This is a genomic window from Rufibacter sp. JT20002 (genome assembly GCF_056491185.1).
This window is the reverse complement of sequence record NZ_JBSZJY010000003.1, coordinates 491,737-518,416: the sequence shown is the minus strand read 5'-3', so window position 1 is coordinate 518,416 and position 26,680 is coordinate 491,737. Positions and strand designations below refer to the sequence as shown.

The window sequence follows — 26,680 nt, the reverse complement described above, 5'->3', positions numbered from 1 at the left end:
AACCGGGGATTTCTTCTTTTATGGTGACGCCCTAGCTTAGTTTTCCTGCCAAGTTTATTTATCGATTATTCTTTTATAAAATTTCAAATTCAGCATTTACTTATGTAAAGATTTCTTCTTATCTTTTAAGAGATGTAAAAACCAAATCAAAGTTTAGCCGTTTAAAGGGCAATACCAGCAATACGTTATCTTAGCAAGGCTCGACACGAACCTTCTTCGTAGCCAAATGGCCTGACTTGAAGTTACTCTAGCAGTTAGATGGCTGAACAGGTCACTACCACCAAGAATCTATTACGGCAATTAAACAATCACCTATAAAAGGCTTACGCGAGAAATAAGCCAAGTAGAAGCTATATAACTAAAGAAGAATTAGGTTCTGGCTGTTGCATAGCTTTTGTGTTGATAGAGATAATAGAATACGGCAAGTAACCAATCAGCATCTAACTTTATATAGCAAGTTGAATTCAAGCATAAAAGAATTCCTACACTTCAGGTGCAAATGGGGCAATATCTGCAGCACCCAGAACTCTACAGGAGGTAAAACCAAAGCCCGATCCAGAACAACCCATGTACTCCATCTTTAAGGACGTAGAATTTTGCCGATGTAAGCTTCAACAAAGAAAAACAAACATTAGTGTACGCTTGGATGGTACTTTATTTTAAGTACCCTTAAAAAAGACCCTAAACCATAAAATTTCATAAACCTCCTCTATTACGACTCCCCGTACTCTGAAAGATTTGTTTGTTGAATCAAATCTGCACTCGGAAGGTAGAATGACGCTAAGAACAAAGAAAAACCCCGCTCTTTTCTAAAATGAAAACCGGAAAGGGCAAACAAGTGTGAAGTGTATTTCTTAACCCAATTTTTACATTGTGTTAAAAAACGCTTATTATTAGACTTTCATAAACTAACCAAACCTCAACCAACATGAAGAAAATCTTACTAATGAGTCTCTTGTTGTTGTCTGTGCTTCTGAACGAAGCCATGGCACAATCAAGGACTATCACAGGAAGAGTGACTGATGCATCCACAGGCGAAGGAATGCCTGGGGTGACAGTACAACTCAAAGGAACCAGCTTCGCGGCTCCTACTGATGTGAATGGTGGTTATTCCATTTCAGTACCCTCAACTGGTGGAACCTTGGTATTCTCCTTTATTGGATACACCAATCAGGAAGTGGCCATTGGCACCCAGTCTACCATCAACGTACGGTTAGCTACAGATGCCCGTCAATTACAAGAAGTGGTCGTAACCGCCTTGGGTGAATCACGTGAGAAAGAGACCCTACCCTACTCGGTTGGTGTTGTTAGCGGTGATAACGTAACACTGGCTAAATCAAACGACGTGAGTACTTCTCTTGCCGGTAAAGTATCTGGTATTCAATTACAAGGTTCTCCAAGCTCTTCTTTTGACAATGCGTCAATCGTAGTTCGTGGAGCCAACGCGTTGAGCATCCAAAACCCACTTTATGTAGTAGATGGTACTGTAACAGACCAGCAGAACGTGATCATGGACAACGTAGCAAGCATCTCCGTTCTGAAAGGTGCTGCTGCTACTGCTCTTTATGGTAACCGTGCTGCTGCCGGTGTAATCATCATCACCAGCAAAAGAGGAACCCAAGGAAAACCTACTGTTGAATTAAACTTAGGAGCCACTTTTGAGAAACTGTACTTATTACCTCCTTACCAGAATCAGTATGCCGGTGGTTACACCTCTGTGGTAAACAGCCCTGCAGCTGGTGGTTATGATGACGAAGGATTCTATGTATTCCATTACGATGATGAAATCCACCCTGCAGAATGGGCTGCCTTTGATGGCCAACGCATTCTGGAATATGGCGCTGATGAAAGCTGGGGTCCAAAAATTAACGGACAGTTATACCGTCCATACTATTCTTGGTATCCAGGTGAAAACTTTGGCAAGCAGATTCCATTAACGGCTCAGCCTGACAATATCAGAGATTTCTTCAGAACTGGTATGTTCTTGAATAACAGCATCGCCTTCAGCGGAGCTGGTGAGACCTACAATTATCGTTTGACGTATTCAAATCAGCAACGTACGTTGACTATTCCAAACGCACGTCGTGATCAGCATCAAGTTGGTTTGAATACTACATTCAATGTAACACCTAAATTCACGGTTACCACTGATGCAACTTTGACTTACAATGACACTAAAGGTGCACCAGCAGAAGACTACCGTAACGATGGTTTGAACGTGACCCAAGGCTTCAACCAGTGGTTCCAAAGACAACTGAACTTGGATGACTTAAGAAACTACAGAACGCCAGACGGAAGATATGTTTCTTGGAACATTGGTGACCCAAATGCCAGTGGTGACCTGGATGAGATCTTAACTCCTCAATATTGGGAGTCTCCTTATTTTGTAACTGAGAACAACTTCACTACACAGCAAAACACCCGTTTAGCTGGTAACTTAGGTTTGAACTACAAAATCACAGACCACATTGATGTGCAAGGTAATGCTCGTATGAGCTACAGAAACGGTAGAAACGATGGCCGTATCGCTTTCGGTTCTATTGCTACTCCTCAGTACGAAGTAAGACAGTTCATTATTCGTGAGTTCAACTACGAAGGCCGTGTTAATTACAAGAGAGAATTTGGTGATTTCTCAGTAGATGGCTTTGTGGGTACTGCATTACGTATCAATGATTATGATGATCTGTTACAAAGAACCCAAGGTGGCTTAACCGCTCCAGACTTCTTTGACATCGGGGCTTCAGTTGCCCGTCCTACCAGCTTACGTGATTTCCAAAACACTGAAGTAAGAAGCCTTTTAGGTCGTGCTTCTCTAGGTTATAAAGGATTCCTCTATATTGACGGAACCTTACGTAATGATTGGTCATCTACTTTACCACAGGAAAATAACTCCTTCATGTATGGTTCACTTGGTTCCTCTATCGTCTTTACTGAGGTAATCAATAATGAGAGTATCAGAAGAGTACTTACTTCAGGTAAACTGAGAGCATCTTGGGCGCAGGTAGGTAATGACATCGGGTTTAACCAAGTTAACATTTCAAATGTTAATGAGTCTGCTTACGGTGACAATCCTGCTGCTTCTATTGGTAACCAATACAGATCTGGTCTAGTGAAACCAGCCATTACTACCTCTTGGGAAGTTGGAACAGATTTGCGTTTCTTTAACAGATTTGGGCTAGAGTTCACTTACTACAATGATGTGAATGAAGACCAAATCATCGGATTGGAAATTGACCCAACTTCAGGCTTCAGCACTGCTCAGGTAAACGCCGGTAAATTCGTTCGTAAAGGGATTGAATTGTCATTGAATGCAACTCCAGTTCAGAGTGATAACTTCACCTGGAATGTGATTGCCAACTTTGCTAGAAACCGCTCTGAAGTAGAAGAACTTACTGATCTATCAAGTACTTACTTAGTAGGTACTGACTGGAACAACACCCGTTTAGAGCATCGTGTTGGACAACAGTGGGGTATGTTGGTAGGTAGAAGATGGAACAGAAATGAGGCAGGCCAGATCTTAGTAGGAGCTAACGGTGTACCAACGTACAGCATTGGCCAGGAAAGAGGTTCAGTTCAGCCAGACTTTACTGGTGGTTTCTTCAACACTTTCAACTACAAAGGTATTAGCTTAGGCTTTTCCATTGACTTCCAGAAAGGTGGTTTATTCTACTCTTCTACTAAACAGTTCAACTTGGGAACTGGTTTATCTGAGTACACTGTTGGTGTAAATGACAAAGGTAACGACTGGAGAGATTTCCCATCAAATGGTGGTGGTATCTTAATTCCGAACGCTGTTTTTGCCCCAGGTACTCCTAAAGCAGGTCAGCCAAACGATGTGTACATGCCAGCTCGTCGCTACTTCTACACAGCTTTACAAGCAGGTTCTATTGATGAGTTTGTATTAGACGCATCTTACCTGAAGCTTCGTGAAGTAAGACTTGGCTATGATATCCCTAAATCTTTCTTGGGCAGAATGCCTGTAACTGCAGCCAGCATTGCTTTCATTGTAAACAACGCTTGGTTAATCAGCGCTCCTGCTAAAGATTACGGCATTGATCCTTCAGAATTAGAAGACTACTGGACAGAAGGCGGTCAGCTGAGCTCTACTCGCACCATGGGTGTTAACCTTAGACTAACATTCTAACAGTACAAAAAACTTTAAAATGAAAAAGAAATTTCTATCAATTGCAACGGGTGTACTAGTGTTTCTAGGCGCCTGCGATTTCAGTGATTTCGGAGACACCAACGTATCTCCTACTCAACTACCGGCGGTTTCAACGGCCGCTTTGTTAACTTTTGCAGAACAGGGTATTTCCTTCACCACGTTTAACTCGCCTGCGAGACAAACGCCTACTGAAGGTCCTTCCTCTACTGCAGGTTACACCACTGAATACTTTCCTTTATACGCTCAGTACCTCTCTGAGGGACCATATCCTGAATCTCAGAACTACAGTGACCGGAATATTTCCTGGACAGAATGGTACAGAGGGCCTTTGGCCAACTTACAGACCATTATTGATTACAACAACCAGGATCTTCCGGCGGCTGATGGTGCTTATGGTTCTAAAAACAACCAAATTGCGGTAGCCCGTATCTTGAAGGCTTACTACTTCTGGTGGTTAACAGACCGGTATGGTGATATTCCTTACTTTGAGGCATTGAAAGGAATTGAAGGTCCACAGCCAAAGTATGATGCTCAAGCAGATATCTACAATGACCTGTTCAAGGAATTCACTGAAGCACAGGCTCAAATCAATGTGTCAGAGGCTGCTGTAAGAGGTGATGTTCTTTTGAACGGAGATATGGCCGCCTGGAAGCGTTTCGCGAACACTGCCCGTATGTTCATGGCCTTACGTTTGATTGAAAGAAACCCAACCAAAGCGAAGGCAGAGTTTGAAGCAGCTATGGCGGCTGGTGCCATCACCAGCAATGATGAAAACATCATCTATCAATTCATTGGTGGTGATCCAAATAACTGGAACCCTTGGTATGAAAACTATACCAATGACAACCGTAATGACTATGCGCTAAGCAACACCTTAGTGGATAACATGCAAGGTGACCCTCGTTTGCAAGTGTACGGCGAGTCCATCAATGGTAAAATCATTGGACTTGAGTACGGAACTAACGTTGCCCGTAACATTCCTTCTGCTTACAGCCGCTTAAGTCAAAATTTCCAAGGCGCTGGAAACGCTGCCCCTATTTTCACTTACTCTCAGGTTTTGTTTGCAAGAGCCGAAATGGCCAACAGAGGCATCACTAGTGAAAATGCTGCTTCTCTTTATGAAGAAGGCATTGAGGCTTCTGCTGAGTACTATGACGTTGAAGATATCCCCTTTGCGCCATATGCAGGCAATAACGCACAAGGCCTTGAGCAGATCATCACCCAGAAATGGAAGCACCAATTCTTGAATGGATTTGAGGCTTGGACAGACTGGAGAAGAACTGGCTTCCCTTCCTTCCTGAAACCAGGTCCTGGTTCTTTGGAGGCCGGCGGAATTCCATTACGTCATAGCTACCCGGCTAATGCCCGTACTGTAAACCAGGCGAACTACGAAGCAGCAATTGCACGTCAGGGTGCTGACACCAACTACACCAGAGTTTGGTGGGATGTGAACTAAGTAGAAACTTCAACCTTACTAAAAACAAAAGAGCCAGGCACTGCCTGGCTCTTTTGTTTTTAGTAAGGTTGAAGCCTTAATAAATTTAAGCCTACGACTTAATCTTTTCTGATAAAATACCTCTCATAGAATTAATGCCTCCTATATCTTAAGGCTTCTTCAAACTTTAAACTAAAAGCCAAACTCAGATTAACATAATTATAAGTTTATAATTTTATATACTCAAAGCAACCACTAAGAAGGGAGTTACGTCCCGAGATTGTGCAAGACGGCTAAGAATAACCATATCAGAACTTTGCGATACTTAAAAAAATCTTTTAAAAAATAAATTATTCAGCGTTTTCACTATTACTTTATTTATTAAACCATTATTTTTATAATTACGATTTACCATTTACAAACAAAAACCAACATGAAGAAAATCTTACTATTGAGTCTTCTGTTTTTGTCAGTGCTTCTAAACGAAGCCATGGCACAAACAAGGACTATCACAGGTAGAGTTTTGGATGCTACTACCGGCGAAGGAATGCCTGGTGTAACAGTTCAACTCAAAGGATCCAGCACTGCCGCCCCCACAGACGTTAATGGTGCTTACACTATTACCGTTCCATCTTCTGGTGGAACCCTCGTGTTCTCTTTCATTGGCTACACCAACAGAGAAATTAACATTGGGAGCCAATCAAATATTGACGTTCGGTTGTCTACGGATGCCCGTGCTTTAAGTGAAGTAGTTGTAACTGGTTATGGTACTCAAACCAAACTGGAGCAGACAGGTGCAGTATCACAAGTAGGTGGAGCCGAAATAGAAAACATCCCCATGTCTTCAGTGGATAAAGCCTTGCAAGGCCGTGTACCTGGTTTACAATCTGTGGGTGCTTCCGGTCAGCCTGGTTCTGCTCAACAGATTCGTATCCGGGGTATAGGTTCTATCACTGGTTCATCTGCTCCCCTATTCGTAGTGGACGGAGTTCCAATCAACTCTGGTGACTTATCCAGAAATACCACCACTGCTAACGCGTTGGCGGGTATCAACCCAAATGACATTGAAAGCATCAACGTTTTAAAAGATGCGGCGGCTGCCTCTATCTACGGTTCAAGAGCTGCTAACGGGGTAATTGTAATTACCACAAAAAGCGGAAGAGCTGGTGCCACCAAAGTTCGCTTTGACGCAGAGTATGGTGTTTCCCAACGTGCCTACTACAATGACAACACCAGACCATTAACCACTGCCGAAAACATTGAATTGTTTGCTGAGGCCCTTAGAAACGATGGCTACAATGTTCCTACAGATCCGGCTGAAGTAGCTGAGTTCGTAGGCATTGACCCAGCAGTTAACACTAACTGGGAAGATGCGGTGAAGCAGACTGGTAAAACGCAGCAGTACAACCTGGCTGTTTCAGGTGGTAATGAAAAAACAACGTTTAACCTTTCTGGAGGCTACTTCAACCAAGAAGGTACAGTTATCAATTCTGAGTTCGAACGGTATTCAACCAACTTCAACATCAGACATAACTTAAACGAAAAGCTTTCTGTTGGTACCAATTTGCTTGCTTCAACCACAAGCCAAAGAGGTCCATTGAATAGCGGTTTCTTTGCAAACCCAATCTTGGGAGCGTTGTTCCTGATGCCTAACCTTCCGCTTGATGCTGAGCCCCAAGGTCCTTTCAACCCACTTCTATTAGCTGATCTGGACAAAAACGAGAGCAACACGCTTAAAGCAGTAGGAAGCATTAATGCAGAGTATAAGATTCTTCCTGGTCTTTCCTTCACGACCAAGTATGGTATTGACTTCAACAGCCTGGAAGAAGACAATTATCAGAACCCTTTCTACGGTGATGCAGAATCAACTCAAGGTAGCTCTACAAGATTCTACACGCGTTACTTCAACTGGGTATCTACTAACTTATTAAACTATACTTGGGACATCACCCAGGATAACACCTGGCTTTTAAATTTAAAAGCTGGTTATGAAGCCCAGAGGTCTTCATTTTACACCACCTCAGTGTATGCTGAGAACATGCCTTTGAACACTGACTTTACTGCTCCTTCAAATGCGGCCACCCCAATCACTGCCAATGGTGCCAATGAAGGGTACACGTTCAACTCCATTTTATCTTTGGGTGATATCTCCTACAAAGGAAAATATGTTCTTTCTGGTTCATTCAGAAGAGATGGTTCTTCTAGATTTGGCGCAGGAAACAAGTATGGTAATTTCTGGTCAGTGGGTGCTAGCTGGAACCTAGATCAGGAGGGCTTTATCCAGGAGTATGACTGGATTCACCAATTGAAATTAAGAGCTTCTTACGGGGTTAACGGGAATGCCAGCATTGGTAATTATGACTGGAGAAGATTATATTCTTATACCAGCACCTATGAAGGCTCAGTAGCAGCTGTTCCTTCTTCTTTAGGAAACGAAAATCTAACTTGGGAAAAGAACAAACCTTTTGACGTTGGATTTGACGCGATATTATTTGACAACAGATTGAGCATTACTGCTGATTACTACTCAAGAGAAACCTCTGACCTGTTGTTGAACCGTCCGCTTTCGTTAACTACTGGTTGGGGAACCAGATTAGAAAATATCGGAGCCATGAGAAACAGCGGCTTTGAATTTGCTATCTCTGGTACTCCGGTACAAGTTGGGGATTTCAAATGGGATCTTAGCTTCAACATCTCTAAAAACAAAAACGAGATCACTGAACTAGCCGTTGACAAGCAACAAACTACTCCTTTCATTAGACAAGTAGGTCAGGATATTTACCAGTATTACCTCCCATTGTGGGCTGGTATTGATTCAGAAGATGGCGCGCCAATGTGGTACAAAGATGCTTCTCGTACAGAGACCACCAAAACTTATAGCCAGGCAGCCTACTCTCTTACTGGCAAGTCTGCCCTTCCTACCGCTTTTGGTAGCTTTGGCACTACCCTTTCTTTCAAAGGCCTTGCCCTTGATGCCTTGTTCTACTACAGCTATGGCAACTACATCTATGACCCATACTATCAGTACCTGAATAGCGGTGGCTGGTTCCTAGGAGCATATAACCAAAGAGCTACCCAGCTTGACAGATGGCAACAACCAGGTGACCAAGCTAGTGTAGCCAAACTATCTTATGATAATGATAACAGATTCAGAGCTTTATCAGACAACATTCTTGATAAAGGTGACTTTGTACGTTTGAGAGATGTTACGTTGAGCTACAGCTTACCAGCAAGCATTACCGGCAGATTGAAAATGTCTAACCTGAAAGTTTACGCCAGAGGAACCAACCTACTTACTTGGGCGGCAGATGAGAATCTACCTTATGACCCAGAAGCAGGTGGAGTTGGCGGAACTACAAACTTTGATATCAATGTTCCCAAAACAATCACTTTTGGCATCAACGTTGGTTTCTAATAATTAAAGAGAATTCAAATGAAAAATAATTATAAGATATTCCTTTTAGCAGGCTTAATGTCCGTTGGCACATTCAGCTCTTGCGATGACTTTCTAGATGAGTCCCCTTCTACCCAAATTAACACTGGGGAAGCCCTTCGGACTGATAATGATGTACTGAGTGCGTTGAGAGGAGCTTATGCCGGATTAGCGTCAGTTAACCTGTATGCCCTGAACATTCCTATTATAGGAGATATGCTGGCAGATAACTTGTATGTATCTCAAGCAAACTCAGGGTATTTCACGGGCTTTTCTAGCTACAACTTCTTAAACAACAATGGTGAAGTAACTGAATTCTGGTCTGGTGCTTATGATGTGATCAATAGAACTAACTCTATTATCAACTCAACACCAACCGTTACCGATGAAGAAGCCGTGAACCAATACAAAGGTGAGGCATATGCGGTTAGGGCGTTGTTGTACTTTGATTTAGTGCGCCATTTTGCAAGACCATACAATGACACTCCTAATGCTTCGCACCTGGGGGTTCCTATTGTATTGACTCCTTTTGAATACAATGCTTTGCCAAAGAGAAATACGGTAGCAGAAGTATACGCCCAAATCTTATCTGATCTTGATAAGGCCTATACCTTGATGACCTTGGAAGAAGGCAATGTGCGTATGTCCAAATATGCTGCCAGAGCATTACAAGCAGAGGTTAACCTGTACAAAGGTGCCAATGATTTAGCCTTGCAACAAGCTGAGGAAGTAATCAATGAGAGTGGCAGAGAGTTGTTGCCATACGGTTCTGTTCTGGACTACTGGGAAGAAACCGACGCCACTAAACTTGATGTTGAGTCTTTGTTTGAAGTATCAGCTACGCAAACTGAAAACAACGGGGTTGATGAGTACGCATACTACTTCAACCAAACAGGTTATGGCCAGAACTTGGCTACTCCAAGTTTGTATAATTCATATGCGGCAAATGATATAAGAAGAGAACTGATCACTGTTGGTATTAGAAGATCTGGTAACACCGTAACGGACAACCCTGCTTACATTGTCAATAAGTACAATGCCGTTGCCGGTGATATTGATGATAAGGTGGTAATCCGGATGTCTGAAGTATATCTAATTGCCTCTGAAGCAGCCTACCGTGTGGGTAATGAGCCATTAGCCTTGGAGTACCTGAATGCTTTAGCAGTTGAAAGATATGGCAAGAATGAAGATGATTCTCCAAAATTGGTTTACGCCTCTACAGGTACTCAATTATTGGATGACATCATTTTGGAGCGCAGAAGAGAACTTGCGTTTGAAGGAGACCGCTTTGCAACCCTTAACAGGTTAAAACTACCTATTACGGGAAGAAGAAGAGCTCCACAAACAGTAGAGTACACTGATACCAAAAGGGTTCTTCCTATTCCACGTACCGAACTTACCTCTAACCCTAACATTGAGCCAAATCCGGGTTGGTAAACCTTTTTGATCTAGTTAAAAATAAAGCCCTTAGAAGATTCTAAGGGCTTTATTTTTAACTAGATCAAAATAAGCTAATCTAAGCGTTGCAATAGCTTCAATATATCACCCGTTTTAGGTATAATAAAGTTGTTATTCCACCATTCTAACCATTATGAAACCAATTAAAACCACCATATTTATCTTACTTCTTTCAGCTTGGATTCCGTTGAAAACAAACGCGCAAAATGTTTATTTGGAAGAAGTGAACGGCAAACCTATTAAGGTAAACCAATATGTGAACGTGGAAGGCTCACCTTACCTATCAGATAATTGGAGCAAAGGAACGGTGAAACTTGCAGACGGAACCGCCTACAAAGACATTGACTTGAAATATGAAATGGTAGAGGGTCTTCTGCTTTTCAAAAACAAGCAGGGAATTATTCTTGAACCTTTACAACCTGTTACCGAATTCAGCATCAATTACTCCCCTAACAATGTAGTGGAAGAGACAAAGACGTTTATCAAAGGAACCTCCTCCGAAAGCAAAACACAGCCTAATGAATTTTACGAAGTATTAACCACTGGGCCGGTTAGTTTGCTTAAAAGGGACTTCAAAGTGGTACGTCAGGAAAGCGCTTACAACTCTGCTACTGTCACCAAGAAATTTGTACAGATCACGACCTATCACATCAAAAAAGGCGATGAGATTACCAAAATAAAGAATGATGAAAAGTCTGTTCTATCAGCCTTAGGCAACCAAAAAGACAAGCTGAAAACCTACATCTCCTCAAATAAACTAAACCTGAAAAACGAGAAAGATTTAGTTCAACTTTTCAATTATTATAACACCATTTAAAGGCATCGCCTCCTGAGCAACCTTTCTAAAAACTGCTCTTCTTGTGCATGAATGCAGGCATATAACCGAGCCAGGTAAATCGGAGAAAAACAATCCTCTCTGATCTACCTGGCTCGATACTTAATCCCCTTTACTCTAAATATTAGTGCACTAAGACAAGTAGACTGTTTCTAACAAGACTAACAAGCTTCTCACAATCCTCCCGCCTGATCTGTTTTAAGGGCATTTTCTTAAAAAGAACCCCTAAACCCTCTCTTCTGGTCACAATAGCCCTATAATTTGGCTGATCCCTCTAGCCATGCAATAAATTATCCTTAAGAAATGAACCAAACTTTTGGTATTTTCATTTTTTATGTAGAATCTTTGCAGAAGCTTTCAAATAGAAGCTCTACATTTTTTATATTATCATAAATCAATGAATAAAAAGTCGCTTTTATCAGTTGTTGTGGCAACGGTAAAACGCTCCGTTTTGAGGAGTGCGCTTTTTTCTGTTCTGCCCAGAACAGTTTTTTGTCACCCCCTTTACCTTACCCGATCCAGGCGCTAGGCCACCGGCGCAGGTTGTGATCTACAACCAACCCGGATGCATCTCTGTATACCAACTCTTAGGTTGGTAGCAGTACCCCTTTTTTCTTTTATTTTTTAACAAACATATAGCGATGCGTACATACGCTTCGGCTGTAGCGTTGCAGCCTATTGCATCTGTTCCTTCCATGGAAACTTCTAATAACGCTTTCACAGTAGTGGTGGCTACTGAGGAGCACACCCCCTTTGCGCAGCAGATTTGTGATGAAATGGAATCCTCGGCGAAAGCCCGCGGCACCGGTATTGCGAAACGCTCCCCAGACTACGTGGCCCAGAAGATGCGGGAAGGCAAAGCGGTGATCGCGTTTGATGCCGAGGGCAACTGGTCTGGGTTCTGCTACATTGAAACATGGGGTCACGGCGAGTACGTGGCCAACTCGGGCCTGATTGTCTCGCCGCACCTACGCAAAAGCGGTTTGGCTAAACGCATCAAGCAGAAGGTGTTTGAACTGTCGCGCACCAAATACCCTGAGGCGAAAATCTTCGGCCTTACTACTGCCTTGGCGGTGATGAAGATCAACTCAGACCTGGGGTACCGCCCTGTGACCTATTCAGAACTAACCGATGACGAGGAGTTCTGGAAAGGCTGCCGCAGTTGCGTCAACTTTGACATTCTTACGGCCAAAAACCGCAGCAACTGCCTCTGCACGGCTATGCTGTTTGTTCCGCCTAAGGACAATGAGTAATTGAGAGATGGAGTGAATGGGTGAATATTGTTTTAATCACTCATTCACTCCATCTCTCAATCACTCATTAAAACTATTCTCTCAATCATTCATCTCTCAATCACTCATTACCAACATGAAAAAAGTAGTTCTCGCGTTCAGTGGCGGCTTAGACACATCTTTCTGTGTGAAGTACCTGCTGGAACAAGGTTATGAAATCTATTCGGCCATCGTAAATACCGGCGGCTTCTCTGAAGAGGAGTTAGCCGAGATTGCCCGAAGGGCCGAGAATTTGGGCGTGGCCCACCACGTAACCTTAGACGAAACCGATAACTACTACCAGTCTTGCCTGAAGTACCTCATCTTCGGCAATGTCCTGAAAAACAACACGTATCCACTATCGGTGAGTGCGGAGCGTATCTCACAGGCGGTAGCCATTGCTAAGTACGCCCAGGAGATTGGCGCCGAAGCGGTAGCGCACGGCAGCACCGGCGCTGGTAATGACCAGGTACGGTTTGACATGGTGTTCAATATTTTGGTGCCAAACGTACAAATTATAACTCCCATCCGTGACCTTAAACTTTCTCGCGAAGAGGAGATTGCTTACCTGAAAGAGCGTGGCGTGGAGATGGACTTCCAGAAGGCGCAGTACTCTGTCAACAAAGGCATCTGGGGTACTTCGGTGGGGGGTAAGGAGACGTTGACTTCTCACCAGGCATTGCCAGAATCTGCTTACCCTACTCAGCTTTCTAAAGAAACGCCAGAGCGTATCACGCTGCACTTCAAAAACGGTGAGCCTGTTGGATTGAACGATGAAATGTTTGAGAACCCTGTGCATGTCATCCAGAAGCTGCAGGAGATTGCCGGTGGGTTCGCTATTGGTCGTGACATTCACGTGGGTGATACTATCATCGGGATTAAAGGCCGTGTAGGCTTTGAGGCAGCGGCACCGATGGTTATCATCAAGGCGCACCATGCGCTGGAGAAACATACCTTAACCAAGTGGCAGTTGTACTGGAAAGACAGTTTGGCTACTTGGTACGGTAACTGGATGCACGAAGGTCAGTTCCTGGACCCCACCATGCGCAACATCGAGACGTTCCTGACGGATACGCAGAAAACCGTGACAGGTAAAGTACACGTTTGGCTGGCCTCGTACCGTTTCCAAATAGAAGGTATTGAGTCTGATCATGACCTCATGTCTTCTAAATTTGGTTCTTACGGCGAAATGAACAATGCCTGGACCGGCGAAGACGTGAAAGGCTTCTCTAGAATCTTCGGGAATCAGACCATGATGTACCGCTTAATCAACGGCGAAGATGGCGCAGAGTAATCTTAAAAAAGTGGGCATAGTAGGCGGAGCAGGCTACACCGGTGGTGAACTGCTTCGGCTACTGATGCACCACCCGAACGCGGAAATCAGCTTCGTACACAGCAACAGCCAGGCCGGCAAACCTGTCACCGACACCCACACCGACCTGCTGGGTGACACTGATTTGGTCTTTACCAAAGAACTGGGCACTGATGTAAACGTTCTCTTCCTTTGCGTAGGACACGGCGATGCTAAGAAGTTCTTAGAAGCTAATCCTATTCCAGAGACAGTAAAGATTATTGACCTGAGCCAGGATTTTCGCTTAACAGCGAAGTCTACTTCTGGTAATCGTCAGTTTATATATGGTTTACCGGAGCTGAATCGTGAGCAAATTAAAACTGCGGACAACATAGCAAATCCAGGCTGCTTTGCTACGGCAATTCAATTAGCCCTGCTGCCGCTTGCTCAGAATGGTTCTTTGCCGCAGGAAGTACACGTAAGCGGTATTACAGGTTCTACCGGTGCTGGTCAGAAATTGGCTGAGACTTCGCACTTCAGCTGGCGCAATAACAATATCTCCAGCTACAAAGTGTTCGGGCACCAACACCTGTATGAGATTACTGAAAGTCTGCAATCACTGCAATCAGACTTAGATACAGCCATCCGCTTTGTGCCGTACCGCGGTAATTTCAGCCGGGGCATCATGTGCACCACGTATTTACGCTCAGACCTAAGCTTGGAGGAAGCGCAGCAATTGTATAGGCAATTCTACGAGGGCCACCCTTACACGCTGGTAACAGACAAGAACCCTGACTTGAAACAAGTGGTGAACACGAACAAGTGCCTCCTGTATCTAGAGAAGCACGAAGACCAGTTAGTCATCACCAGTATGATTGACAACCTGCTGAAAGGTGCCTCGGGCCAAGCAGTGCAGAACATGAACCTACTGTTCGGACTGGACGAAAGGGCTGGCTTACAGTTGAAGGCCATCGGGTTTTAGAACCTCAGTGCTGAGGCGAGTGGCCGTAAGCGCCGCTGATTTAGTTCTGACAGTAAAAGTTACCCAAAATGCGCGCAGACACGAGCCGGAGGCTCGCGCCAGCGGAATAGATAAAAGTCAGAATTAGCCATTTTCAAGCTGTTTTCATAAAAATAGACAAAAACAGAAATCGTGTTACGCGAGTCGTAATACGTGCTACCACCTATGAATCTCTTTGACGTTTATCCTCTCTTTGATATAACCCCCGTACGCGCCCTCGGCTCCAAGCTTTGGGACGAGAACGGTACTGAATACCTAGATTTGTACGGCGGCCATGCCGTAATTTCCATTGGTCACAGCCATCCGCATTATGTGAAGCGCCTGACTGAGCAGCTGAACAACATGGGCTTTTACTCCAACTCAGTTAAAATTCCGCAGCAGCAGAAACTGGCAGATAAATTAGGCAAGCTAAGCGGCTACGATGATTACCAATTGTTCCTGATTAACTCAGGTGCCGAGGCGAACGAGAATGCCCTGAAACTGACCTCGTTCCATACCGGCCGTAAGAAAGTGATTTCTTTCAGCAAGTCTTTTCACGGCAGAACCTCAGCGGTAGTAGCAGCCACCGATGACCGCAGCATTGTGGCCCCGGTGAACGAAACCGAGAACATCTTCTTCCTGCCGTTCAACGATTCTGCCGCTGTGGAAGAAGCCTTAGCCACCAACGAGGTAGCCGCCATTATTGTGGAAGGCATCCAAGGTGTGGGCGGTGTGAACATCCCTACCACGCAGTTTCTGCAGGATTTGGAAAAACTAGCCAAGAAATACGGCTCGTTGCTGATCCTGGACGAGATTCAGTCGGGTTACGGACGTTCGGGCAAGTTCTTCGCGCACCAGCACTCGGGCATCAAACCCGATTTGATCACCATCGCCAAAGGTATGGGCAACGGTTTCCCGGTAGCGGGTGTGTTAATTTCCCCTGAGATCCCAGCTAAGCATGGCATGCTGGGCACCACCTTTGGGGGCAATTACCTGGCCTGCGCTGCTGCTTTGGCGGTTCTGGAAGTGATGGAGCAGGAAAACCTGGTAGAGAACGCCGCCAACATGGGCGAGTACCTCATGGAGAAAGCCAAAGCCATTCCCGGCGTGCGCGAAGTGCGTGGCCAAGGCTTAATGGTAGGCATTGAGCTGGAAAACCCTTGCGCCCCCCTCCGGAAAGCCTTGCTGGACGAGTACCGCATCTTCACCGGCTCCGCCTCCAACAAAAACACCATCCGTATTCTGCCCGCCCTAAATGTAACACAGGCCGAGCTGGATAGATTCTTAGAGGCGTTTGCTGCGCTTGTATCACGTAGCGCGTAGCTCGTCTCACGATTTTAGATGTATGTAAAACCGGTGTCGTGCTACCCAGTACGCGATACTTGATCCCATAAAAAGATGAAGCAATTCACTTCCGTTCACGACGTAGAAGATTTAGAGTCACTGGTGCGGGAAGCGCTGGTGTTGAAGCAGCACCCCTACGCTCATGAGAGCCTAGGCAGACATAAAACACTTGGTCTCATCTTCCTGAATCCTAGTTTACGGACGCGCCTCAGCACGCAGAAAGCGGCGCAGAGTTTGGGCATGAACGTGATGGTGATGAACATGGGGCAGGAAGGCTGGGCGCTGGAAACCCAGGACGGTGCTATAATGAACGGCACCACCGTGGAGCACATCAAAGACGCCGCTGCCGTCATGGGTCAGTACTGCGATGTGCTAGGCATGCGCTCTTTCCCGAAGCTGCAGAACGTAGAGGAAGATTACTCTGAGGAGATCCTAAAGAAGTTCATCCAATACGCCAATGTGCCGTTTGTGAGCTTAGAATCTGCCACGCGTCACCCGCTGCAGAGCCTTGCTGATCTTATTACCATCACGGAACATGCGCCTCAAGGCCGTCGCCCAAAAGTGGTATTAACCTGGGCTCCTCATATAAAAGCGTTACCACAGGCCGTTCCTAACTCTTTTGCCGAGTGGATGTGCGCGGCGGATATGGATTTTGTGATCACTCATCCCGAGGGCTACGAACTGGACCCGCAGTTCACCAATGGCGCCACCATCACTTACAACCAGCAAGAGGCCCTGGAAGGCGCCGATTTTATTTACGTGAAGAACTGGTCTACCTACCAGCCCAAGTATGGCGAGGTGCTCACGCAAGACGCTAGCTGGATGCTTACCAACCAGCACTTGGCCAACACCAACAACGCCAAAGTGATGCACTGCCTGCCAGTTCGCCGTAACGTGGAGTTGAGTGATGAAATCCTGGACGGTCCAAATTCACTAGTGGTGAACACTGCCGCCAACCGTGAGTTTGCTGCCCAAGTGGTGTTGAAGCGTCTTTTAGAAGGTATACAGTAACAAAACTGCAAAGACCTCACAGGTATTGAAAACTTGTGAGGTCCCTCTATCTTCTTATCATTCTGGAAGAATCTTGTTGGCGAACCAGATAAGCCGTTGCTAAAAGTGAAGCCCCTCTTTTAAGGTTGATTTCTAGAATATGGGCCAAAATGAAAGTAAAGTTCTTAGCCACCGCTTTCCAAATTAGCCCACAAGGTCCTTGCAGGATGACTAAATAATTTGAGCAAGTCTAGTATCTAACGTCTAACATCTAGTGACTACCAAAATCAACGTCATTAAAATAGGGGGAAATGTGCTGGACAACCCGGCGCAACTGGAGCAATTCCTTACTGATTTTGCCTCGGTACAAGGTCCGAAAGTGCTGGTGCATGGCGGCGGGAAAATCGCATCAGAGCTAAGCAAGCAACTGGGCATTGAACCTAACATGGTAAACGGCCGCCGCATCACTGATGCTGATACTCTGCGCGTGGTCACCATGGTCTACGGCGGACTGCTGAACAAGAACCTGGTGGCGCAACTGCAGGCCCGCGGCTGCAATTCCCTCGGTCTCACCGGCGCAGATGCCAACGTCATTCCCGCCCAGAAACGCCCCGTCAAAGACGTTGATTACGGCTTTGTAGGTGATGTGGAAAGCCCCGAGCAGGTGAATGTCACCTTCCTGGCCTCTTTAGCAGAACAGGGCTTGACTCCGGTTTTTGCAGCGCTCACGCATGACGGACAAGGCAACATGCTCAATACTAACGCTGATACCATTGCCTCTACCCTGGCGGTAGCCCTGAGCCGCCAGTTTGAAGTGAACCTGATTTACCTCTTTGAGAAGAAAGGCGTGCTGCTGGATGTGAAAGATGAAAACAGCGTGATTCACCATCTGCAACCAGATAACTACGCTGAGCTGAAAGAGCAAGGAGCCATCTTCGCGGGTATGCTTCCTAAACTGGACAACGCTTTTTCTGCCCTACAAGCAGGCGTAAATGCGGTTATCATTGGGCACGCAGGCGAAATCCAATCCTTTGCCGCTAGTGAAGTAGCGGGTACTAAGATTACGCTGTAGCCAAATAAGGATATCTGTTTTCTGGCTGTTTTAATGAAAAGAGGCTGAAAACAACGGCAGTTATTCCTTTATCTGTTTTCTTGCAGAAGTAAAAACTTGATTCACAGCAAATCACCGGCGTAAAACATATAAGAACCATGAGTGAACAGTACAAGAAAATAGCCATTCTGGGCGGCGGCAATATGGGCATTGCGCTGGCCAAAGGCATGGTAGCCTCCGGTAAATACCGCGCTGAGGACATCACCCTTACCCGTCGTAATATTAAGCTATTAGACGCAATGGTGGAGCAGGGGTACCGCGCCTCCAGCAACAATGCCTTAGCCGTATCCGAGGCCGACATTGTGGTTTTGAGCATCCTACCGCAGCAACTGGACAGCGTATTGGACAACATCTCCGAAAGCATCGACCCGAGCCGCCATCTGTTCATCTCTATTGTGACTGGCGTGGCCGTGACGGATATTATAACTCGTATTGGTAAAGTAGTGGAAGTGGTGCGCGCCATGCCTAACACTGCTATTGCTATCCAAGAATCCATGACCTGTATTGCCAGCAAGAACGCTTCTGCTGAGAACATGACCCTTGTAAAAGACATCTTCTCTGCCGTTGGCGAAACCGTGGAAATTGAGGAGGAACTGATGTCCTCGGCTACGGCGCTGGTGGCTTGCGGAATTGCCTTCTTTCTGCGTTCTATCCGTGCGGCAGCCCAAGGCGGTACCGAAATTGGTTTCCATGCAGGTGATGCCTTGCGTATGGCTGCTCAAACTGCCAAAGGCGCCGCCTCCTTGCTATTGCATTTTGGAAGTCACCCAGAGAACGAGATTGACAAAGTGACTTCCCCTAAAGGCTGTACTATTGCTGGTCTAAACGAAATGGAACACAACGGGTTCAGCTCTGCTATGATCAAAGGCATCCGTACCTCTGCGGAGAAAGCACAAAAGCTGTACACTGACGAAAAGTAGAGACTAGGCGGTGCATGGTCTCTACACGCATTGCTGATTTTGGCTTGTTTATCATAAAATAAGTTAAAATCAGTAATGCTTGAATCAGCAGATGTACCCCCCTACTCCCCTTCAAGGGGAACTATCTAGTAGCGTAACCCTTACATGAATAGCACCTTATACCAAGAAGCTCTCAACCTGCTCCAGCAACTCATCTCCATCCAATCTTTTAGCCGGGAAGAGGCAGGAACGGCGGAGGCGATTGCGCAGTTTTTGCAGGCCAGAGGGGTGGAGATTCACCGCACCGAGAACAATGTCTGGGCGTTTAATAAACATTACAATCCAGCCATGCCTACGGTGCTGCTGAACTCGCACCATGATACTGTGAAGCCGCACCCCAGTTGGACCTTTGATCCGTTCACGCCTACGGTGCAAGACGGCAAACTCATTGGGTTGGGCAGCAATGACGCGGGAGGTTGCTTAGTGTCGCTCATCGCTACGTTCCTGCACTTTTATGAGCGGCAGGATTTGACTTATAACCTAGTGCTGGCGGCTACGGCCGAGGAAGAAATCTCAGGAAGAAACGGCATTGAGCTAGTGTATCAGGAATTAGGCGAAGTGGAGTTTGCCATTGTAGGTGAACCTACCCAGATGCACCTGGCCGTTGCTGAAAAAGGTTTGATGGTGTTGGACTGCGTCGCGCACGGACAAGGTGGCCATGCTGCTCGCGAAGAAGGCGTAAACGCTATTTATGAAGCATTACCAGATATAGAGTGGTTCCGTACGTTCCGTTTCCCGAAAGAGTCTAGCTTCTTGGGGCCAATCAAAATGAGCGTGACCATCATTCAGGCGGGATCGCAGCACAACGTAGTGCCGGACCAATGCAAATTCACCGTGGATGTGCGTATGACCGATGCCTACCAGCCTGAAGAAGTGTTAAGCATCATTCGGGAGCACGTAAAAAGTGAGGTGACGCCAAGGTCCACGCGTTTGCGGCCCTCGTCCATTGACCAGAACCACCCCATTGTGCAGTCGGGCTTCAAGCTGGGTCGGAACCTGTACGGCTCCCCTACCACCTCAGACCAGGCCCTGCTGAACATCCCGTCGGTGAAGGTGGGCCCGGGCGACTCGGCACGTTCGCATACCGCCGACGAATACATTTACCTTTCAGAATTAGAAGAGGGCATTGCCCTGTACATACAATTATTGACTCCTGTTATTACCGCTTAGCATGAAACTCTGGCAGAAAGAAACCTCCGTCGCGCAAAATGTAGAGAAGTTCACCGTAGGCAAAGACGCCCAAATGGACTTACAACTAGCCCCTTTTGATGTGCTGGGCTCCCTGGCACACACGCGCATGCTGGAGAGCATCGGGCTGATGGAGCCAGAAGACCTAACTGCCGTGCAGCGCGAACTCAAGGAGATTTACAAGAGCATTGAACGTGGTGAATTTGAGATTGAGCCCGGTGTGGAAGACGTGCACTCGCAGGTAGAGCTGTTGTTAACCCGCAGATTAGGCGAAGCTGGCAAGAAAATTCACAGCGGCCGTTCCCGTAACGACCAGGTGTTACTAGACCTCAAGCTGTTCATCCGCCATGAAATCCGCGAAACGGTAGAGGCGGTGCACACGCTGTTCAACACCTTGCAGGAACTCAGCGAAAAGAATAAGCACATTTTGTTACCGGGTTACACGCACTTACAGGTAGCCATGCCTTCTTCGTTCGGGTTGTGGTTTGGTGCGTATGCCGAAAGCCTGGTAGATGACCTGCAAATTCTACAAGCGGCTTATAAAATTAGTAACAAGAATCCGCTGGGCTCGGCGGCTGGGTACGGTAGCTCGTTCCCGCTCAACCGCCAGATGACCACGGATTTACTGGGCTTTGAGGCGCTGAACTACAACGTGGTGTACGCACAGATGGGCAGGGGCAAGACCGAGCGCAGCGTGAGCATGGGCTTGGCTTCCATTGCCAGCACCCTCAGCCGCATGGCCATGGACGTGTGCCTGTACATGAGCCAGAACTTCGCCTTCGTGACCCTGCCCGATGAACTGACGACCGGTTCCAGCATCATGCCGCACAAGAAAAACCCCGATGTGTTTGAAATCATGCGTGGCAAATGCAACCGCTTGCAAGCCCTACCTACTGAGATTCAGATGCTCCTCGGCAATCTGCCCTCCGGTTATCACCGCGAACTACAGTTGCTCAAAGAAAGCTTCTTCCCGGCCTTTGGCGAGATTCGGAATTGCCTGGAGATGATGACGTTCATGCTACCGCATTTGAAGCTAAACGAGGATATCTTAAAAGATGAAAAGTACCAGTACCTCTTCAGCGTGGAAGTGGTAAACAATCAAGTTCTCAACGGCGTGCCGTTCCGGGATGCATATAAGAACGTGGGATTGGCTATTGAGAAAGGCGAATTTGAACGGCCAGAAACTGTAAATCACACGCATGAAGGCAGCATTGGCAATTTGTGCACAGCAGAGATTAAAGCGTTGATGGACGTGGTATTGAGCGGCTTCCAGTTTGAGAAAGTGGACAAGGCCATTACTGAGTTATTGGCTTGATCCGTTTTCGGCACGTTTTGGTGAAAACAGGCTAAAAGCGTAGTAAACCTCACAGGTTTTCAAAACCTGTGAGGCCTTTTCTTTGATAGCCAATACGGCGTAACGGTGTTACACCGCTACGTTTTTGTTTTGGCCTGATCTCTACAAATTAGCCTCGAAACAGCCTACTTTACCTCACGCTAATCTCTAGGGACTGCAGCTGAAAACCGCCTTGTTCGGCAATTATTCTGAAAACGTTCTTACCGGGTTTCAGCGGAATATTCTTTAGGGAGACGGATTTCCATTTCTTAGGGCCGCAGGTGTTGGGGATGCCCATGCCAGCTTTCACCACGTCTCCGTTCACGGTGAGGGTAAGTTTACTTTTGTTGGTATCAGAGGCAACCAACAGCTTAAGCGTGCCCGTAGTTGCTTTGTTTTCCTCGAAGGCGGTGGTGTATTGCAGCCACTCGCCGGTTTCTATATGGTTCACGAAAAACTTCTCCGAAATGCTGTCCTGGGCAATGTCTACGCCGTCGTTGCGGTACGTGGTGCCGCGGTTCCAGTGCGTGCGGGGGCCGCCAGTGGAGATGTAGTAGTTGGCGGTGTCTTTGTCCAGGTACGCGAACCCGTTTCGGCCCAGGTCATAATTCACGGCGGGGATGGTCAGTTTCTTGACGAAACTGTAGTTCCCGAACGGAACCGTTTCAGTTGATTTCACCTGGCGGAACATGGCATCGATTACATCGGGGTGGTAGAGGTTGTTCTCCAATTTCAGGTTCTCGGTTAGTTCCATCAGGGCGGCGTAGGCTTCATCGGCGGATGGTTTGGGGCCTTTGCCGTGCCAGTAGGTCAGCAGTTTCTGGTAGCCGGGCGTCATCGGCACTTCCAATGGGTTGTTGAAGCCCAGTTTTTTGAGCGGCCACCAGGCCCAGCCGATGCCCTGCCCTTCCACCAGCTCAATCGCCTGCCGGAACCACACGTTGGAGTTCTCGCCGGTCTCGCCCAGCCAGATGGGCACATTGTGCTGGTCGCGCAAGTCCAGCCATCCTTTAATGGCGCTCAGATCGTTGTAATTCCAGTATTTGTGGAAGCTGAGGCCCATGTTCTTGTCCCAAACTGGCAGTACGCCGTTGTAGTTGTTGCCCCAGCAGTTGCCTTCAATGAAAATCAGGTGCCGTTGGTCTACTTCCCGGATGGCTTTAGTGATGTCCATCATCAGTTGCCGCAGCGGGGCGTTGTCTTTCTCGGCGCAGCCGTTTTTGTCTTCCTTGCTCTGGAAACCCCAGTTGGGCTCGTTGATGATGTCGTAGGCGCCTATCCAGGGCTCGTCTTTGTAGCGCTCGGCAAGTTTGCGCCACAGCGCGATGGTCTTCTGTTTGTTCGCCTCGCTGTCCCACAGTGAGGGTTTGGCAGGATCGCGGTCCGAGATGTTGTTGTCGTTGCCTTGTCCGCCGGGGGCGGCGTGCAGGTCCAGGATGAGGTACATGCGGTTGGCTTTGCACCACTGCAGGAGGCTATCGGTCATCTGAAAACCTTTCTCCAGCCAAGTGTTCTGCCCCGCCACCGGCTCCTGCTCCACGGGCAAAGTGTACAGGTTGAAGTGCATGGGCAGGCGCACCGAGTTGAAGCCCCAGGCGGCCATAGAATCAATGTCGATCTTGCGGGTGTGGTTCTGCAGCCAGGCGTTGTAGAATCCCTGCGTGCGCTCCGGACCGATCAGTTCCTCCATCTTCGCTTTGATGCGATGCTGCTGGCCGGCAAACTCGGCGGTTCTGAGCATGTAGCCTTCTTGTAGCATCCAGCCCCCCAAGCCCATACCGCGCAGAATGACCGGCTGGTTCTGTCCGTTCACAATCTGCTTGCCTTCGGCGCGGAGAAAGCCCTGGGCCTGGATCTCCCCAAGGAAGAAAAACGAGAGGCAACATAAGACCATGAAAAGCTTGGGCAAGGAACAGGTACGTGGGTGCATAGATATCACAGGTGTTAGGGGAGTTCAGCTTCCTGCCAATATATCAATCTTTTGGATAATCGCATTTCCGCGGAAGCTTCTGATGAGAAACGGCCAGCCAAATCCACATTGTTTTTAACCTCTTTTAGGGAAATCGGCTTAAAAATGAACCGGCCTTTCTTCAGATTCCTGTACCGTTTCTTTGCCCAGTAGCCCGCCTAGCACATACCCAAGTACACTTCCGAGCAAGCCGTACCACATCGGCTCCACCTCGGTGCCCGCTATCCGGCAGAAAAGCCAGGCGCCCATGCCCACCACCATGGACAGAATAGCGGCAGTGGCCGAGGCTTTCTTCAGGTATATGCCGGCCACCAAAGGCACCAGCAGACTCACCAGACTCAACGCCGAGGACTCGCTCACCAGTTCATGGATGTTGTTGCGGGACAGGGCAAAGCCCAGCGAAATCACCGACACAATCAAGACGCTGCCTCTGGACAAAGCCAGCAGTTTTTTATCGGTGATGTCTTTGAAAAAAGGACGCAGCAGGTTCTCGCTCAGGATAGAGGCGGGGGCCAAAATAGCGCCACTGGCGGTACTGATAATAGCGGAGATCAGCGCCCCGAAGAACAGCACTTTGATCACCATGGGGCTGGAACCTAAGATGAGGCTGGGCACCAACATCTGGGCATCGTTATTGAGCAAATGCGGGTGCAGCACCTTGGCATACAGCGCCAGAATTAAGGGCAGCAGAGCCACCGTCACGTACAGCAAGGCGGCCAGCAAAGAAGCATTGATGGCCACCTTTTCAGATTTAGACGACATGACCCGCTGGAACACATCCTGCTGCGGAATGGAGCCCAGCCCGATGGTCATCCAAAGCGCGAGGTAGTTGAGCCAACCGGAGAACGAAGTACCCGTTTTGGGCGTGATTTTGTAAAAATTGGGAGGAAGCGTGGCGGTTACTTCTGAGAAGGACTTCTCGCGCATGACCCACCAGGTCACAATGAGCAGCCCCAGGATGATCATGATGGTTTGCAGATAATCTGTCACGCTCACGCTCCACATGCCGCCAAAGTAGGTGTAAAGCACCACCAGAAAACTCCCGATCAAAATGCCCTGAACCAGCGTAGTGCCCAGCAGCAGGTTAAACGAAATACCCAGCGCCACCATCTGCGCGGCTACCCAGCCGAAGTAGGAAATAACCAGGCAGAACGAAGCAATGATCTCGGTGGTGCGGCCAAATTTGACGCGGTAGAAATCCCCGAAGGTGAGCAGGTTCATGCGGTACAGCTTTCTGGCGAAGAACAGGCCCACCAACACCAAACATAGCGCGGCACCCAAAGGGTCTTCCACCATGCCTATCAAGCCATCTTCGGCCACCTCGGCCGAGGCCCCCAGAATGGTTTCGGAGCCAAACCAAGTGGCAAACACTACGGCCGTGGCCATGGGCAACGGCAATGCTCGGCCGGCCAACATAAAGTCTGAGGTATTGTGCACGCGGCGGGCGGCCCAGAGCCCAAGCAGCACGTTGAGTACCAGGTACAGAAGAACGAAAAAGATGAGCATAGAAAGGCAATTTCCGTTTGGCGGCTGTTTTCAGGAAACGGGTTTAAAACCAATAAGCAAGATAGCCTATTTCGCTTGTTTCCCAGCTCCACTTCCTCCGTTTTGCCAAGAGAAATACATCTTCAAAAACGCCGAGAGATTTAATGCATTCTCAACCTCTTCTCCTTAGCTAATTGCGTATTATTTAATAACTTACTTTCATTATCAATTAAATACCAAATTTGATCCTGTATATCTAACCTCTACTAATTTATAGCTGTATGCAACCTCCCCTACCCCTACAGAAAGCCAGAAATCTATTATTCCCATTTTTACTTATTTTATTCTCTTCCTTCTCGGCGCAGGCCACCCATTTACGGGCCGGGGAGTTGTACTATAAAAGCGATACCACTGCTGCCCGCAACCCCTTGAAATTCTTTATCACGCTGGTTACCTACTCGGTGGCTCCTCCGCCCTTTGAAGACTTGGAGGCTACCCTTCACTTCGGGGACTGTACCAACCAGACGGTGGCCCGTTCATCAAGAGTGTTGGTCCCAAATTCACAAGTGGGGGGCACCTTCAAGAATACGTACCAGTTTGAGCACACTTATTCGGGACCGGGCACTTATAATATCACGTATGTTGCCTCCGGCAGAAACATCTCTGTCAATCTTCCTGGCTCGGTTCAACCTTATATTCTTTTGCAGAGCACTCTGGTAGCAGACCCTTTGCTGGGCCTGAACCGATCGCCCGTCCTAAGGACTCCCCCGGTTGACCTGGCCTTGCGCAATCAGGTGTTCACCCACAACCCTTCGGGCTTTGATGCCGACGGCGATAGCCTCTCCTACAAACTGGTGTCACCCCAAACAAGCAACGGCCAGAATGCCTGCAGCATCCCCATCAGCACAAACTCACCCGGGTACAGAGGTTTAGAGAACTTTCCCGGAATTTTGGATTCCAGAAGCCCAGCCGGAGTTACCCTGAACCAAAGCACTGGTCTATTGACCTGGAATACGCCAGGAGTTCTGGGGGAATACGCAGTGGCGATGGTGGTGGAGGAGTGGCGCAATGGTAGGCTTATTGGCAAAATTGTCCGTGACAGGCAACTTGTGGTGCAGGAAGCCCCCATTGTCACCGGTACTTCTGAAGAGTGGCAAAAGCAGGTGATCACCTACCCTAACCCAGCTACTTCAACCCTGCTCCTAAAGGTACCTTCCTATTTACAACTGCGTGAAGCCTTGGTGTATACTTCCGTTGGAACGCTTATCCAACTGCCAACTCCTGTAAGAACGAAGGAAGGATGGGCTTTTAATGTAGAGAACCTCAAGGAGGGCTTTTACCTGCTGCACCTTAAAGCCGCGCAGGGTAAAATGGTCCAGAAATTCATCGTAAAAAGATAAAGTCTGTTTAAGG

Annotated in this window: 16 protein-coding genes and 1 pseudogene; 15 read left to right on the top strand and 2 right to left on the bottom strand. The window is 47.3% G+C overall.

The window, feature by feature from the left end; translation table 11 throughout:
• The first annotated feature begins 928 nt into the window (after positions 1-928).
• From ACW9SV_RS16080 to argH, 14 genes and pseudogenes are all read left to right on the top strand, one after another.
• Positions 929-4,144, top strand: coding sequence for a SusC/RagA family TonB-linked outer membrane protein (locus tag ACW9SV_RS16080; RefSeq protein WP_479557779.1), 3,216 nt, complete (start codon positions 929-931; stop codon positions 4,142-4,144).
• A 19-nt stretch (positions 4,145-4,163) separates the two neighbouring features.
• Positions 4,164-5,621 (top strand): SusD/RagB family nutrient-binding outer membrane lipoprotein, encoded by a 1,458-nt coding sequence (locus ACW9SV_RS16075; RefSeq protein ID WP_479557778.1) that lies wholly within the window; start codon positions 4,164-4,166, stop codon positions 5,619-5,621.
• 412 nt (positions 5,622-6,033) lie between these two features.
• On the top strand, positions 6,034-9,015 hold the full coding sequence (locus tag ACW9SV_RS16070; protein ID WP_479557777.1) for a SusC/RagA family TonB-linked outer membrane protein: 2,982 nt from the start codon (positions 6,034-6,036) through the stop codon (positions 9,013-9,015).
• Positions 9,016-9,033: 18 nt separating this feature from the next.
• Positions 9,034-10,470, top strand: coding sequence for a RagB/SusD family nutrient uptake outer membrane protein (locus ACW9SV_RS16065; protein WP_479557776.1), 1,437 nt, complete (start codon positions 9,034-9,036; stop codon positions 10,468-10,470).
• Positions 10,471-10,624: 154 nt separating this feature from the next.
• On the top strand, positions 10,625-11,308 hold the full coding sequence (locus ACW9SV_RS16060; protein ID WP_479557775.1) for a hypothetical protein: 684 nt from the start codon (positions 10,625-10,627) through the stop codon (positions 11,306-11,308).
• 713 nt (positions 11,309-12,021) lie between these two features.
• Positions 12,022-12,561: pseudogene (locus ACW9SV_RS16055) on the top strand (GNAT family N-acetyltransferase); the annotation flags it as partial.
• A 133-nt stretch (positions 12,562-12,694) separates the two neighbouring features.
• Positions 12,695-13,891, top strand: coding sequence for an argininosuccinate synthase (argG, locus tag ACW9SV_RS16050; protein ID WP_479557774.1), 1,197 nt, complete (start codon positions 12,695-12,697; stop codon positions 13,889-13,891).
• Positions 13,878-14,870, top strand: a complete 993-nt coding sequence (gene argC, locus ACW9SV_RS16045) for an N-acetyl-gamma-glutamyl-phosphate reductase (RefSeq protein ID WP_479557773.1) — start codon at positions 13,878-13,880, stop codon at positions 14,868-14,870. Before argG ends, argC begins: the two co-directional genes overlap by 14 nt.
• Before the next feature lie 204 nt (positions 14,871-15,074).
• Positions 15,075-16,211, top strand: a complete 1,137-nt coding sequence (locus ACW9SV_RS16040) for an aspartate aminotransferase family protein (protein WP_479557772.1) — start codon at positions 15,075-15,077, stop codon at positions 16,209-16,211.
• Between the two features lie 75 nt (positions 16,212-16,286).
• Positions 16,287-17,243 carry a Rossmann-fold NAD(P)-binding domain-containing protein gene (locus ACW9SV_RS16035; protein ID WP_479557771.1) on the top strand — a complete coding sequence of 319 codons (957 nt, stop codon included), beginning with the start codon at positions 16,287-16,289 and terminating at the stop codon, positions 17,241-17,243.
• A 253-nt stretch (positions 17,244-17,496) separates the two neighbouring features.
• Positions 17,497-18,294 carry an acetylglutamate kinase gene (gene argB, locus ACW9SV_RS16030; RefSeq protein ID WP_479557770.1) on the top strand — a complete coding sequence of 266 codons (798 nt, stop codon included), beginning with the start codon at positions 17,497-17,499 and terminating at the stop codon, positions 18,292-18,294.
• Between the two features lie 137 nt (positions 18,295-18,431).
• The gene (gene proC, locus ACW9SV_RS16025; RefSeq protein ID WP_479557769.1) at positions 18,432-19,253 is read left to right on the top strand and encodes a pyrroline-5-carboxylate reductase; all 822 of its coding nucleotides are present in this window, start codon (positions 18,432-18,434) and stop codon (positions 19,251-19,253) included.
• 144 nt (positions 19,254-19,397) lie between these two features.
• Positions 19,398-20,462, top strand: coding sequence for a M20 family metallo-hydrolase (locus ACW9SV_RS16020; protein ID WP_479557768.1), 1,065 nt, complete (start codon positions 19,398-19,400; stop codon positions 20,460-20,462).
• Between the two features lies 1 nt (position 20,463).
• The gene (gene argH, locus ACW9SV_RS16015) at positions 20,464-21,795 is read left to right on the top strand and encodes an argininosuccinate lyase (RefSeq protein ID WP_479557767.1); all 1,332 of its coding nucleotides are present in this window, start codon (positions 20,464-20,466) and stop codon (positions 21,793-21,795) included.
• Between the two features lie 169 nt (positions 21,796-21,964).
• On the opposite strand, the gene ACW9SV_RS16010 is transcribed toward argH, so the two are convergent.
• Together ACW9SV_RS16010 and ACW9SV_RS16005 are read right to left on the bottom strand one after the other, a co-directional pair.
• Positions 21,965-23,743 (bottom strand): cellulase family glycosylhydrolase, encoded by a 1,779-nt coding sequence (locus ACW9SV_RS16010; protein ID WP_479557766.1) that lies wholly within the window; start codon positions 23,741-23,743, stop codon positions 21,965-21,967.
• Positions 23,744-23,881: 138 nt separating this feature from the next.
• Positions 23,882-25,288 (bottom strand): high affinity choline transporter 1, encoded by a 1,407-nt coding sequence (locus tag ACW9SV_RS16005; RefSeq protein WP_479557765.1) that lies wholly within the window; start codon positions 25,286-25,288, stop codon positions 23,882-23,884.
• Between the two features lie 260 nt (positions 25,289-25,548).
• On the opposite strand from ACW9SV_RS16005, the gene ACW9SV_RS16000 reads away from it, so the two are divergent.
• Positions 25,549-26,667 carry a T9SS type A sorting domain-containing protein gene (locus ACW9SV_RS16000; protein WP_479557764.1) on the top strand — a complete coding sequence of 373 codons (1,119 nt, stop codon included), beginning with the start codon at positions 25,549-25,551 and terminating at the stop codon, positions 26,665-26,667.
• The last annotated feature ends 13 nt before the right edge of the window (positions 26,668-26,680 follow it).

Coding starts and splice junctions, on each gene's coding strand:
- ACW9SV_RS16080 (WP_479557779.1), top strand. CDS start 929: ATGAAGAAAATCTTACTAATGAGTCTCTTGTTGTTGTCTGTGCTTCTG.
- ACW9SV_RS16075 (WP_479557778.1), top strand. CDS start 4,164: ATGAAAAAGAAATTTCTATCAATTGCAACGGGTGTACTAGTGTTTCTA.
- ACW9SV_RS16070 (WP_479557777.1), top strand. CDS start 6,034: ATGAAGAAAATCTTACTATTGAGTCTTCTGTTTTTGTCAGTGCTTCTA.
- ACW9SV_RS16065 (WP_479557776.1), top strand. CDS start 9,034: ATGAAAAATAATTATAAGATATTCCTTTTAGCAGGCTTAATGTCCGTT.
- ACW9SV_RS16060 (WP_479557775.1), top strand. CDS start 10,625: ATGAAACCAATTAAAACCACCATATTTATCTTACTTCTTTCAGCTTGG.
- argG (WP_479557774.1), top strand. CDS start 12,695: ATGAAAAAAGTAGTTCTCGCGTTCAGTGGCGGCTTAGACACATCTTTC.
- argC (WP_479557773.1), top strand. CDS start 13,878: ATGGCGCAGAGTAATCTTAAAAAAGTGGGCATAGTAGGCGGAGCAGGC.
- ACW9SV_RS16040 (WP_479557772.1), top strand. CDS start 15,075: ATGAATCTCTTTGACGTTTATCCTCTCTTTGATATAACCCCCGTACGC.
- ACW9SV_RS16035 (WP_479557771.1), top strand. CDS start 16,287: ATGAAGCAATTCACTTCCGTTCACGACGTAGAAGATTTAGAGTCACTG.
- proC (WP_479557769.1), top strand. CDS start 18,432: ATGAGTGAACAGTACAAGAAAATAGCCATTCTGGGCGGCGGCAATATG.
- ACW9SV_RS16020 (WP_479557768.1), top strand. CDS start 19,398: ATGAATAGCACCTTATACCAAGAAGCTCTCAACCTGCTCCAGCAACTC.
- argH (WP_479557767.1), top strand. CDS start 20,464: ATGAAACTCTGGCAGAAAGAAACCTCCGTCGCGCAAAATGTAGAGAAG.
- ACW9SV_RS16010 (WP_479557766.1), bottom strand. CDS start 23,743: ATGCACCCACGTACCTGTTCCTTGCCCAAGCTTTTCATGGTCTTATGT.
- ACW9SV_RS16005 (WP_479557765.1), bottom strand. CDS start 25,288: ATGCTCATCTTTTTCGTTCTTCTGTACCTGGTACTCAACGTGCTGCTT.
- ACW9SV_RS16000 (WP_479557764.1), top strand. CDS start 25,549: ATGCAACCTCCCCTACCCCTACAGAAAGCCAGAAATCTATTATTCCCA.